Below are 12,773 nucleotides of genomic sequence, written 5' to 3'. Positions count from 1 at the left end.
GAGTCCCGCCCTCCGCCCGCCCCGTCGTGCCATGCTTCGCACATGCGTGCCATATCACCATCCGTTCCTCGCGAGTTGTACGGCCGTGAGGCCGAAGTCGGCGAACTGGAACGGCTGGTGGCCGGTGTGCGCGCGGGCCACGGCGGGGCGCTGGTGGTGCACGGCGAGCCGGGCGTCGGCAAGACGGCGCTGCTGGAGCAGGTACTCGGCGGTCCGGCCGGACGGGTCCCCGGCGCCCGGAACCTGTACGCCGGCGGTGTGGAGTTCGAGATGGAGCTGGCGTACGCCGCGCTGCACCAGCTCTGCCTGCCGTTGCTCGACCGCCTCGACCGGCTGCCCGAACCGCAGCGGACGGCGCTCGAAGTGGCCTTCGGGCAGGGCAGCGGGCGGGCGCCGGACCGCTTCGGCGTGGCGCTGGCCGTCCTCGGGCTGCTGTCGGAGGCGGCCGGTGACGGGCCCCTGATCTGCGTCGTGGACGACGCGCAGTGGCTGGACCGGGCGTCGGCACAGGCTCTGGCGTTCGTGGCCCGCCGGATCGAGGCCGAGCCGATCGCGATGGTGTTCGGGCTGCGGGAGCGCGGCGGCGTCCCCGAACTCGACGGTCTGCCGGGCCTCCACCTGACCGGTCTGGCCGACGCACCCTCCCGGGCGCTGCTGGCGTCCGGTGTGCACGCGCCCCTCGACGACCGGGTGCGGGAGCGGATCCTCGCCGAGGCCGACGGCAATCCGCTGGCCCTGCTGGAACTGCCCCGCGGCATGGGCCCGGCTCAGCTGGCCGGCGGTTTCGGGCTGCCGACGCCGGCCCCGCTGTCCAGCAGGATCGAGCGCAGCTTCCACGAGCGGGTGGCCCAACTCCCCGCCCCCACACGGCTGTTGCTCCTGCTGGCGGCCGCCGAACCGCTCGGGGACGCGGGCCGGCTATGGCGGGCCGCCGATCTGCTGGGCATCGACGCGGACGCCGGGGCGCCGGCCGAGGCCGCCGGACTCATCGAGCTGGGCGGCAGGTCGCGCTTCAGGCACCCGCTGGTGCGGGCCGCCGTCTACCTCGCCGCCTCACCGGCCGACCGCCGCCGCGCGCACCGGGCGCTGGCCGAGGCGACGGACCCGGCCGCCGACCCCGACCACCGGGCCTGGCACCGCGCCCAGGCGGCGGCGCGACCCGACGACGAGGTGGCCGCCGAACTGGTCGGTTCGGCCGACCGGGCCCAGGCCCGGGGCGGTGCCGCGGCGGGCGCCGCCTTCCTGGAGCGCGCCGCCGCGCTCACCGCCGACCCCGCACTGCGCGCCGGGCGGTTCCTCGCCGCCGCCGGGGCGAATCTGGAGGCCGGAGCGCTCGACGCCGCCCTCGGTATGATCACCGCCGCCGAGTCGGAGCCCCTCGACGACCGGCTGCGCGCACGGGCCGACCTGCTGCGCGGCCGCGCGGAGTACTTCCGCAGCGGCGGCGACGCGGCGGTGCGCCTGCTCGTACGGGCCGCTGAGCGCATCGCCCCGGTGGAACCGAGTACCGCCCGGGAGTACGTCCTCGACGCCCTCCAGGCCGCGCTCGTCAGCGGACAGGCCGGCCAGGGCATGACGCTCGCCGTCGCCGCCGCCCGCTCGGCGCCCCCGGCTCCCCGGACGCCCACCACCACCGACGAGCTGCTGGACGCGCTGCTCGGCTGCCTGGACGGGAAACCGGACAGTGTGCCGGTACTGCGGCGGCTCCTCGCGCACGCGGACGACGAGATGTGGACGAAGCGGCTGACGCTCGCCGCGATGCTGTCCGTCGTCCTGTGGGACATCTCTCTGGCGACCGGCGTCCTCACCCGCCGCCTCGAACAGGCCCGCAGCGAGGGCTCGTTGACCACGGTGACCGTGAGCCTGGCACTGCTGAGCGCCGGCGCGATCCACCACGGTGACATGGCGGCGGCGGTGTCGATGATGAGCGAGGAGGAGACCCTGACCGGCGTGACGGGTGCGGCGCCGCACCGGAACACCCGTCTGCACCTGGCCGCCTTGCGCGGCAAGAAGCAGGAGGCCACCGCACTGATCGAGGAGGCCCGCGCCGAGGCCCGCGACCGGGACAAGGGCCTGCTCACCGTGTTCGCCGACTGGGCGGCGGCGATCCTGCACAACGGCCTCGCCGACTATCCCACCGCACTGGCCGCGGCCGAGCGGGCGAGCGCCCACGGAGACCTTCCGGTCGCCGGACTCGCCCTGCCGGAGCTGATCGAGGCGGCCGTCCGGTGCGGCGAGCCGGAGAGGGCGACGGCGGCGTTCCGGACGCTCGACGACCGGACCACCGCCGCCGGCACGGACTTCGCCCTGGGCGTCAGGTCGTACGCCGCCGCCCTGCTGGAGGAGGACGGCGCCACGGCCGAGGGCCACTACCGCGCGGCCGTCGGCCACTTCACCGACTGCGGCATCGGTACGTTCCTGGCGCGGGCCCATCTGGTGTACGGCGAGTGGCTGCGCCGGGAGGGCCGTCGCCGGGAGGCACGGCGGGAGTTGGGGGTGGCCTTCGAGAAGCTGTCGGCCCTGGGGGCCGGGGCCTTCGCCGACCGGGCCCGCGCGGAGCTGCGCGCCACCGGGGAACGCGTGAGACGCGTCACCCCCGACTCGACGGACCGGCTCACCCCGCACGAACTCAACATCGCCCGACTGGCCGCCACCGGCACCACCTCCCGCGAGATCGCGGCCCGGCTGTTCCTGAGCCCGCGGACGATCGACGCCCACCTGCGCAACATCTTCAAGAAGCTCGGCATCACCTCCCGCCGCCAACTCGCCGCCGCGCTCTCCCGCTAGCGTGCGGCGGGGGCCAGGAGGCGCTCCCCTGTGAGAATCATTGTTGTTGCCACGCAACGGAAACCGCGAAACTACACTCGCGCCCCATGCGTAACGCGAGCCCTCTCATGCGGACCTCTCATCCCTCACCGCGCTCCGGTGGCCTGGACGGGAGAAGAATCAACTCGGCTGCGCGGCACGCCACTTACGCCCCTCGTGGTGGCTCTCCCGGAAGGAGGGCGGACATCACATGAAGGGCAGGCACAAACAGTCCCGCGATCCTCGGGGACACTGGCTGTTACTGATACTCGTCCTTCCCGCGATGTTCGCGGTCCTGCTCTTCGAGGGCTGGACCGACCACGAGGTCGACGCCGCGAAGACGCGGTCGCCCTGCACCTCACCCGCACCGGACGCGGTGGCGGAGGGCAACGGCCCCGTCGTCGGGATCAACCGCAACGGCATACAGACCGGCTCCATGCCCGCCCGCACCGTCGCGCTCACCTTCGACGGCGGCCCCGACCCGGTGTGGACCCCACGCCTGCTCGACCTGCTGCGCCGCCACCAGGCACGCGCCACCTTCTTCCTCTTCGGCTCCCAGGCCGCCCGCCATCCGGAACTGGTCCGGCGGATCCGCGCCGAGGGCCATGAGATCGGCTCCAACACCTACACCGGCGCCGTCCTCGGTGAGGCGTCGCCGATCCGCTTCTCGACCGAACTCGACCTCACCCAGACGGCGTTGGCGGGCGCCGCGGACGTGCACACCACGCTGCTGCGGATGCCGCGGACCACCTCGCCGGACACGCTGTGCGGCCGGGAGTGGAAGGCGGCGCGGCAGGCCGCCGCCCGTGGCTATGTGCTGGTCGCCGCCGACAAGGGCTCCCAGAAGCCGGCGCAGGGGCTGGTCCGCCAGTTCAGCCAGACGGACATCGCGTACCAGGAGACGAAGAGGCTGCTCGACAACCGCGGTGTCGACCGCTTCACCACGGTGTCGGACGGGCTCGACCTCACCCCGTACACACCGGTGTCGACCGTCGAGCGATGGCAGGGCACCGCTCTGCTCTGGGGCACCAGCCTCGGGCGCACCTTCTCGAACACCATGACCTGGATCCTCGGCATCGCGGGCGGCCTCGGCGTACTGCGCCTCGGGCTGCTCGCCCTCTTCGCCCGCGCCCACGTCCGCCGGCTGGAACGCTTCCGGCCGGGCGCGCCCTGGATGCGGGAGGTGACGGAACCGGTGACGGTGCTCGTCCCGGCGTACAACGAGGAGGCCGGCATCGAATCCACCGTTCGTTCGCTGCTCGACTCCACACACCCGGACCTGCAGATCGTCGTGATCGACGACGGGTCGACGGACCGTACGGCCGAGATCGCCGCGAGTACCGGAGACCCGCGGGTGGAGGTGATCCGCAAACCCAACGGGGGCAAGGCCGCCGCCCTCAACGCCGGGCTGGCCCTGGCGAGGCACGACATCGTGGTCATGGTCGACGCCGACACCGTCTTCGAACCGGACGCCGTCCGCCAACTCGTCCAGCCGCTGGCGCACCCGGCGGTCGGCGCGGTCAGCGGCAACACCAAGGTCGGCAACCGGCGAGGTCTGCTCGCCAAGTGGCAGCACCTGGAGTACTGCTTCGGTTTCAACCTCGACCGCCGCATGTTCGAGGTCCTGGAGTGCATGACGACCGTTCCCGGTGCCATCGGGGCGTTCCGCCGGGACGCGCTGCTGGCAGTGGGCGGGGTCAGCGACGACACCCTCGCCGAGGACACCGACCTCACGATGGCCCTGTGGCGGGCCGGCTGGCGGGTGCTCTACGAGGAGTCCGCCGTCGCCTGGACCGAAGTACCCACCACCCTGCGCCAGTTGTGGCGACAGCGCTACCGCTGGTGCTACGGAACCATCCAGTCCATGTGGAAACACCGGCGTGCCGTCCTCGACACGGGCACCGCCGGGCGGTTCGGCCGCCGGGGGCTGACCTATCTCGCGCTCTTCCAGGTGGTCCTTCCGCTGCTCGCGCCGGTCATCGACGTCTACGCCCTGTACGGCGTGCTGTTCCTCGATCCACTGACGTCGGCGGGCGTGTGGTTCGCCTTCCTCGGTCTCCAAATGGTCAGCGCCGGTTACGCGTTGAGGCTGGACGGCGAGCGGCGGTGGTCCCTGTGGTCGATGCCGTTCCAGATCTTCGCCTACCGGCAGCTGATGTACCTGGTCGTCATCCAGTCCGTGGTCGCCCTGCTGCTCGGCAGCCGGCTGAAGTGGCAGCGCATGAAACGTTCCGGTACGGCCGCTGAACAGATCGGCGGCCCGGCGCCGTATAAGAGCCTGCCGACGAGGTGATCCCGATGCGCTGAGGTACTGACACGCCAATGGACGACTGGACCGACCGCCCGGCGGGCGATGAGTGGAGCGAGGGCAGGGCAGAGCCGGCACGCGCCATCACGGGGCGGGGAATGCCCACGGCACCCCCGCCCTCGATACGCACCGCACCGCTGCCCGGCATGGCCTCTCCCGCCCCGCCCGGCCGCACGGGCGAGGGGCAGCCGGCCCGCGCACGCCGGGCCGGCGCCCGCGACCGGGGCAGCAGATCGCCCAAGCCCCGGCCCACCCGGCGCCGCCGGATCGTGCGTCTGGTGATCCTCCTGCTGTGCACGCTGATCGCCCCCTGCGTCGGCATGTACGTCTGGGCCGACACCAGACTCGACCAGGAGGTGAACCTCGGCACGCTCGCCGACCGGGCGCCGCAGGGCAAGGGGACCAACTACCTCGTCGTGGGCTCCGACAGCCGCGAGGGACTGTCCCAGCAGGACAGGAAGGACCTGCGCACCGGTTCGGCCGAGGGCCGCCGCACGGACTCGATGATCCTGCTGCACACCGGTGCGGCCGGCACCACGATGATGAGCCTGCCGCGCGACTCCTGGGTGACCATCCCGCCGTACGTCGATCCCGACACCGGCAGGAGCTACCGCGCCGAGCCGAACAAGCTGAACGCCGCGTTCTCCATGGGCGGCCCCGAACTGCTCGTGGAGACCGTGGAGCGCAACACCGGAGTGCGCATCGACCACTACGCCGAGATTGGCTTCGCGGGCTTCGTCGGCGTGGTGGACGCGGTCGGCGGCGTGGACATGTGCCTGGACCGGCCGGTCAAGGACAAGGCGTCGGGGGCGAACCTGAGCAAGGGCTGCCAGACACTCGACGGAGCCGAGGCGCTGGCGTTCGTCCGGCAACGCAAGCAGGAGGCCGAGGGCGACCTGGGCCGTACCCGCAACCAGCAGAAGTTCCTGGCCGCACTCGCAGGGAAGGCGGCCACGCCGGGCGCGCTCCTCAACCCGGCCAAGTCCGTCCCGACCCTCTCCGCGGGGCTCGACACGCTCGTCGTGGACGAGGACACCGGTCCGCCGCAGCTCATGTCGCTGTTCCAGGCCATGCGGAAGGTCACCTCCGGCGGCGGCAGACAGCTCAACGTGCCCGTCTCCGACCCGGATTTCACCACCCCCAAGGGCAGCGCCGTGCGCTGGGACGCGGACCGGGCCCGGCAGCTCTTCGGGGAGCTGCGGGAGGACCGGCCGGTGACCGGCGGACAGCGGAAGTGACCGCCCTACAAGAAGGGCGTGCCCGGATCGAGCCCCGACAGGACCCGGCCGTACAGCTCCAGGTTGGTGGCGGGATTGACGAAGGAGTGCAGGCTCAGGGCGTGCAGATCGCGGACCGCCCGCTGGACGGGCACCTCCTGGCGCAGGGAGGACGCCCCGGAGGCAGACCCGATCAGGTCGACGGCCTCCTTGCACAGCCGCGTCACATAGCCGCTCTGCGCGCGGATCCTGGCCCGCTCCTGAACCGTGTACGGCTCCCCGGACTCGGCCCGGGACTCGATCAGGGCCACGAACCCGTCGGTCAGCAGCTCGGCGCAGGAGATCTTCATCGCCGCCTCGGCCGCCTGCAGATGGGTGACGGCCGCCTCGTGCTGCCGCTCGTGGAAGGTGTACGTGATGCCCCGCCGGTGGATCCGCTCGGTGAACTCCGTCAGGGCCGCCTGCGCCAGGCCGAGCGCGTTCGGCGCCGTCCAGGCACAGAACAGCAGCAGGACGGGCATCCGGTAGAAGGGGTCATCGGCGTTGGCCTTCGACGGGAACTCACCGCCCAGCAGAGGCCCGACCGGCAGAACGCGGTGAGCGGGGACGACGACGTCACGGGCGACCACACTGCTGCTGCCGCTGCCCGCCAGCCCCGAGACGTACCAGTCGTCGAGGATCTCCAGATCGGCCATGGGTACGGCGGTCCACAGCACCTCGGGCGGCCCGTCACCGGATTCGACCCGGGCGGTCAGCAGGTGCCAGTCGGCGTCCTGGCAGCCGGTGGCGAAGGCAGAGGTGCCGCTCACGACATAGCCGTCGTCCGTCGCGACCGCGGTGGCGTCCGGAATGAGGGTGCCGCCGATCCGTACGTCCGGGCTGGTGAAGATCTCGTGCTGTGCCTCGTCGGGAAAGAGCGCCGCGATGTAGGAACAGCCGACCTGGATCAGGGTCTTGAAGGCGGTGGAGCCGCAGCCGGCGGCGATCTCGGCCACCGCGTCGACCTGCGTCCGTAATCGGCTCTGGTAACCGCCGTACCGCCGAGGGACGTTCATCCGGTGGATCCCGGCGTCCGTCAGCGCGGCGGCCACCTCGTCCGTCACCCTTCTCTGCCGCTCGGCGCGCAGCGCGTGCGCGCGGATGAGCGGACGGAGCGCCCGCACACGTTCGACGATGCCGGCGTCGGAACGGGGCGCTGACGACGGAGCCATGGACGACCTCCGGGCACGACGGGCCCTCACCGTGACGCGGATCGCCCTGTCGTGTCAACGCCCCCTGCAACTACCTGAGTTGCGGCCTCTCAGCGGCCGCCCAGCCGATCCGCCAGACAGGCGAGATAGAGAGCCAGGGCGGCTCGGTGGTCGCGCAGTGGGCGGCCCGTGACCTGCTCGATCTTGTTCATCCGGTAGACGACGGTGTTGCGGTGGATGTGCAGGGCCGTGGACGCCCGGACGAGATTGAACCCGCTCTCGCACCAGGCGATGACCGTGTCCCGCAGCGCCGGCCAGTCCTGCTGGGCGCGCAGGTCCGCGGTGGTGAGTTCGAGCAGGCGGTTGCGGGCGGACTGGTGGACCGCCGCCAGAACCTGGTGGACCCGCAGATCGGTGATCAGGTGGACGGGGGAGCCTCCCGCCGGACGGCCGCCCAGCCGGAGGGCGTCGCAGGCGTCCTGGTACGAGTCGTGCAGACCGCCGACGGAGTCGGCCGGTTCACCGATGCCGACGCGGGCGGCGAGAGAGTCCTGCGCCGCGATGACATCGGCGACCCGGCGGCAGTCGGCGACCACGGACTCGATGGGACGCCGGGCCGGAAGCCGGTGCAGGACGCCGATCCATCCGGGAGCCGTGCCGGCCACGATGTCCTGGGGGTCGGCGAAGACCTCGCGGACGGTGCGCAGCAGCTCCGAGCGGACCAGCGCCATGTCCTGGGTGGGGGCACCCTGGCGCCGCGCGGCCGCTCCGGGCACGCTCACCTCGAACGCCACCGCGACCCGCCGCAGCCGCAGGTCGAAGCCGAGCTCGGCGGCCCGGAACACGAGGAAGTCGCCCTCGACGACCTGGGGATCGTACGAGGCGATGTCGGCGAGCAGCTTTTCGGCCGCCCGCTCCGAGAGCAGGCGGGAACGCAGCATGACGGACTCCCTCAGCAGGATCTCCGTCTGGCGCTTCACCAGCAGTCCGAACCGGCGTACCCGGGCGGGCGCACCGGTGATCCCGACGGTGCCCACCGCCTGCCCGTCGGTGACCAGCGGCAGGGTGACCCCGGGGCGCACCCCGCGCAGCTGCCGGGCCTGTGACGTGCTGTGCGTGGCGGGTTCCTTGGTGCGGACGACCTCGACGGACGCCTCGTGGAAGGTACCGACCCGGCTGGTGTCGCCGCTGCCGATGACCATGCCCTCCGCATCGGTGATCAGCACGTTGAAGCCGATGACGGCGGAGGTGTCCCCGGCGATCTCCTGCGCTAGTGACGGGCTCAGCACGGCGTTCCTCCCGTCTTGGGCGGCCGGGTTGGACGCACCGTACAGGGGATCGAGCGATATCGGCCACAACTTCGTACGAGGTGAACGGTGACTCGCGGCAGGGCGCTCTCTAGCGTATGGCCCCAATCACATCCCCGCCGGGGGCACGATGCGGTGAAACGGCGGGTACCTTCAGCGCCCTTACGGAAGGCCCGAGCCATGAACCGTGTGCGTTCCCTCATATCCGCTATGTCAGCAGTACTGCTGCTTTCATCGGTCGCCGCCTGCGGTTCCGGCGGCGACGACGATCCGAAGAACGTCTCCGCGAAGACCGCCGCCCTGGGCACGCTCACGCCCGGTGTCATCAAGGTGGCCGTCCAGCCGTACGCGCCCTACACCAGCGTCCAGGGCGACAAGATCGTCGGACTGGACGGTGACATCCTCGCCTATGTCGCCAAGAAGCTGGGCCTCCAGGTCAAGCCCCAGGTCACCGACTTCGCCGGCATGCTCGCCGGAGTGCAGTCCCGCCGGGTGGACATCACCATCGGCGGTGTCGCCTGGTCCGCCGAGCGGCAGAAGCAGGGGCTGTTCACCGACCCGCCGTACTACTCGCCCCCGGCGATGGCAGTCCGCAGCGGCAAGACGTACAAGACGGTCGGCGACCTCGAGGGCCTGAACCTGGGCACGGTCGAGGGCTACGTCTGGGTCAAGTCCATCCAGGCCGTCCCCGGGGCCGAACTGCACGCCTACCCGGACGCCACCGGGGTCTTCGACGACCTCGGCGCGGGCCGCGTCGACGTCGGCTTCCTCGATCCGCTGATCATCATCGCCGCGCAGAAGGAGCGCCCGGAGCTGAAGATCAGCACCCAGTACCTGACACCGCCCACCGCCGCCGAGGTCAAGGCGAAGCCCGACTACCAGTACTTCCAGCCGTACCAGACCGGCTTCTACCTCCCCAAGAAGGCCACCGAGCTGGAGAAGGCGATCTCCGCGCAGATCGACGCCATGTACGAGAACGGCGAGATGGCGAAGCTCGTCGAGAAGTACGGCGGTGACCCCGAGCAGTTCCTCAAGCCGTCCGCCGACGTCGCCACCGCGCGCCGCGGCGTGGACCGGCCGCAGGACTGGACTCCGCCGTCCGCCGGCCAGTGAGGGGATGACATGTCCGGTCTCTTCCAAGTCCCCTGGTCCGACTACCGGTCCGACCTGATCGACGCGCTCTGGCGCACCGTCTCCTACACCGTCGTGAGCTTCGTCGGCGCGGTGCTCCTGGGCCTCGCGGTGGCGCTGCTCCGGCTGAGCAGGGCATGGCTCGCACGGGCCGTCGCCGCCGTCTACACCGAGGTGTTCAAGAACGTCCCGCTGCTGGCCATCATCTTCCTGACCTACTTCGGTCTGGCCTCCGCCGGACTCCGGCTGGACGTGTTCACGGCCGGATGCCTCAGCCTGGTCGTCTTCTACGCCGCCTACCTCTCCGAGATCTTCCGCGCCGCGATCAGCGGAGTGCACGCCGGTCAGACCGAGGCGGGCGAGGCGCTGGGCCTGGGCAGGGCGGCCATCTTCGCCCAGGTCGTCCTGCCGCAGGCCGTCCGGCAGGCCCTGCCCGGCACCAACACCATGCTGGTCGACCTGCTCAAGTCCACCTCGCTGCTCGTCACGGTCTCCGCCGCCGAGCTGATGTCGGAGGGCCGGCTCATCACCTCGGCCACCTTCCGGGCGCTGGAGGTGTACCTGGTCATCTCGGCCATCTACTTCGCCCTGTGCTATCCGCTCTCCCAACTCCTTCTGCTGCTGGAGAGGAAGGTACGGGCCGGTATTCCCCTGTCCCCGTGGCGACGGCGGCGGGTACGGGCAGCCAGGCAGCTGCTCGCCGCCGACCCCGGTGCCGACATCAAGCGGAAGGAGGCGGCGGTATGACCGAGCCCGTCACCACGGCAGAAGCCGTCACCGCGGCCCCCACCGACGCGGTCGTACGGATCGATGGGCTGAGCAAGTCCTTCGACGGCCGGCTGGTGCTCGACGACGTGAACCTGGAGGTCGACCGCGGCCGCATCGTGAGCGTCATCGGGCAGAGCGGCGGCGGCAAGACGACCCTGATGCGCTGCGTCAACCTGCTGGAGCGCCCCGACCGGGGCACGGTCGAGGTGGCCGGCGAGGTCGTGCACAGCGCCGGCCGCACGGTCTGCCGCGACCTGCCCCGGCTGCGCCGCACCGTCGGCATGGTCTTCCAGCGGTTCAACCTCTTCCCGCACCTCACGGCCGTGGAGAACGTCGTCCTGGCCCAGCGCAGGGCAGGTGTCCCGGAAGAGGAGGCGCTGGAGCGGGCCGTCACGCTGCTGCGCCGGGTCGGCGTCGCGCACCGCGGCCTCGCCCAGCCCGACCAGCTCTCCGGCGGAGAACAGCAACGCGTCGCCATCGCCCGGGCGCTCGCGCTCAAGCCGGAGGTGCTGCTCTTCGACGAGCCCACCTCCTCCCTCGATCCCGAGGCCACCCGGGAGGTCCTGGCCGTGATGCGGGAACTGGCCGCGGACGGAATGACGATGCTGCTGGTCACCCACGAACTGCCCTTCGCCCGCGAGGTGTCCGACCACGTCGTCTTCGTCGACGGCGGCCGGATCGTGGAGGAGGGACCCCCGCGGGACGTCCTCGACAACCCCACCCAAGCTCGCACCCGGGAGTTCCTCGCCTCGTACGAGCCGGCGTCATGACCGCCCCCGTGGTGGTGGTCGGGGGCGGTGTCGTCGGACTGTGCACCGCGTACTACCTGGCCGAGGCGGGCCTCCCGGTGGAGGTCGTCGAACGGCGCGGTCTGGGCTCCGGCGCGTCCCGCGGCAACGCCGGCTGGGTCTGTCTCAGCCACTCGACACCGGTCCCGGCTCCCGGCGTCGTACGGTACGCGCTGCGTTCGCTGGGACGCCCGGACTCGCCCCTCTATCTACGGCCGCTGCCCGACCCGGCGTTCGTACGGTGGCTGTGGCGGTTCTGGCGCAGCAGCACACCGGCCGCCTTCCGACGCGGCTACGCGGCGATCGCCGAGCTGAACCGCACCACCTTCGACCTCTTCGACGGCCTGCGACAGGCCGGCGTCGACACGACCCTGACCCGTCCCGGCATGGTCCACGCCTTCCTCTCAGCGGCCGAGGCCCGCCATCACCTCGCCGTACAGCGGGAGATGGCGGACGGCCGCTACCCGCTGCCCGACGACGTCGTCACCGGCGACGAGGCCCGGCTGCTGGACGGCGCCCTGTCGCCCGGGGTGCGTGCCGCGTACCTCGTCGAGGGCGAGGGCGTGGTGGACCCGGAGGCGTTCGCCCTCGGGCTCGGCGAGACGCTCGCCGCCTCGGGGGTGAAGGTCCATGAGCACGTCGAGGCCAACGGGCTGCGGACCTCGGGGGGCCGCGTCGTCGCGCTGCGCACCGGACAGGGTGAGATTCCCTGCTCGGCCGTCGTCATCGCGGCCGGCATGCGCTCCTCCCACCTGCTGGGCTCGCTGGGACATGCTCTGCCGCTCCAGGCGGGCAAGGGCTACAGCTTCTCGGTGGATCTGGATCCGGCACCCCGGCACACGCTGTACTTCGGTGAGCGCAGGGCCGTCGCCTCACCGATCGGCGGCACGACCCGCATCGGCGGCACGATGGAACTCAGCGGCAACAACAACCGCCTCGACTGGCGCCGTGTCGTCGCCGTAGCCCTGGCCAGCCGCCACTACCTGGGCCGCTGGTTCGACGACCCGGACGACCTGGTCGGACTGATCCGCGATCCCTGGGTCGGAGGGCGGCCCTTCCTCCCCGACGGGCTCCCGGTCATCGACCGCGTTCCGGGCCACGACAACGCCTTCGTGGCCACCGGACACGGCATGCTCGGCGTCACCCTGGGTCCGGTCACCGGCCACGAACTCACCGAGTACGTCCTCACCGGCCGCCGCCCCGAGGCCCTCGCGCCGTTCCGCTTCGACCGGCTGCGCCACTGAGCGGATGCCGCAAAG

Annotated in this window: 9 protein-coding genes; 7 read left to right on the top strand and 2 right to left on the bottom strand. The window is 71.7% G+C overall.

All coding sequences use genetic code 11. The features are described from left to right. Positions 1-42 precede the first annotated feature (42 nt). The 3 genes from ABT063_RS21725 to ABT063_RS21715 all read left to right on the top strand — a co-directional run bounded on the left by ABT063_RS21725 (position 43) and on the right by ABT063_RS21715 (position 6,351). On the top strand, positions 43-2,787 hold the full coding sequence (locus tag ABT063_RS21725) for an AAA family ATPase (RefSeq protein ID WP_351059009.1): 2,745 nt from the start codon (positions 43-45) through the stop codon (positions 2,785-2,787). A gap of 229 nt (positions 2,788-3,016) precedes the next feature. After that, entirely contained in the window at positions 3,017-5,098 is a 2,082-nt protein-coding gene (locus ABT063_RS21720) for a bifunctional polysaccharide deacetylase/glycosyltransferase family 2 protein (protein WP_351059008.1), read from the top strand. Positions 5,099-5,127: 29 nt separating this feature from the next. Further along, the gene (locus ABT063_RS21715) at positions 5,128-6,351 is read left to right on the top strand and encodes an LCP family protein (protein WP_351059007.1); all 1,224 of its coding nucleotides are present in this window, start codon (positions 5,128-5,130) and stop codon (positions 6,349-6,351) included. A gap of 5 nt (positions 6,352-6,356) precedes the next feature. On the opposite strand, the gene ABT063_RS21710 is transcribed toward ABT063_RS21715, so the two are convergent. Together ABT063_RS21710 and ABT063_RS21705 are read right to left on the bottom strand one after the other, a co-directional pair. Next, complete coding sequence (locus tag ABT063_RS21710) at positions 6,357-7,541, bottom strand: acyl-CoA dehydrogenase family protein (RefSeq protein WP_351059006.1); 1,185 nt, start codon at positions 7,539-7,541, stop codon at positions 6,357-6,359. 89 nt (positions 7,542-7,630) lie between these two features. Continuing rightward, the gene (locus tag ABT063_RS21705) at positions 7,631-8,809 is read right to left on the bottom strand and encodes a CdaR family transcriptional regulator (RefSeq protein ID WP_351059005.1); all 1,179 of its coding nucleotides are present in this window, start codon (positions 8,807-8,809) and stop codon (positions 7,631-7,633) included. A gap of 228 nt (positions 8,810-9,037) precedes the next feature. Here ABT063_RS21705 and ABT063_RS21700 point away from each other — a divergent pair, with 228 nt between their 5' ends. From ABT063_RS21700 to ABT063_RS21685, 4 genes are read left to right on the top strand one after another with little or no spacing between them, the layout of a single operon-like run. Continuing rightward, positions 9,038-9,940: a substrate-binding periplasmic protein gene (locus tag ABT063_RS21700; RefSeq protein ID WP_351059004.1), complete on the top strand. Its 903-nt coding sequence runs from the start codon at positions 9,038-9,040 to the stop codon at positions 9,938-9,940. 9 nt (positions 9,941-9,949) lie between these two features. Further along, positions 9,950-10,705, top strand: coding sequence for an amino acid ABC transporter permease (locus ABT063_RS21695; protein ID WP_351059003.1), 756 nt, complete (start codon positions 9,950-9,952; stop codon positions 10,703-10,705). Further along, positions 10,702-11,496, top strand: a complete 795-nt coding sequence (locus ABT063_RS21690; protein ID WP_351059002.1) for an amino acid ABC transporter ATP-binding protein — start codon at positions 10,702-10,704, stop codon at positions 11,494-11,496. Before ABT063_RS21695 ends, ABT063_RS21690 begins: the two co-directional genes overlap by 4 nt. Next, positions 11,493-12,758: an NAD(P)/FAD-dependent oxidoreductase gene (locus ABT063_RS21685; RefSeq protein ID WP_351059001.1), complete on the top strand. Its 1,266-nt coding sequence runs from the start codon at positions 11,493-11,495 to the stop codon at positions 12,756-12,758. The genes ABT063_RS21690 and ABT063_RS21685 overlap by 4 nt, the downstream gene beginning before the upstream one ends. The last annotated feature ends 15 nt before the right edge of the window (positions 12,759-12,773 follow it).

Origin of the sequence: Streptomyces sp. NPDC002838 (assembly GCF_040295365.1) — a bacterium.
Classification (GTDB): Bacteria; Actinomycetota; Actinomycetes; order Streptomycetales; family Streptomycetaceae; genus Streptomyces.
This window is presented reverse-complemented; position numbering and strand designations above follow the sequence as displayed.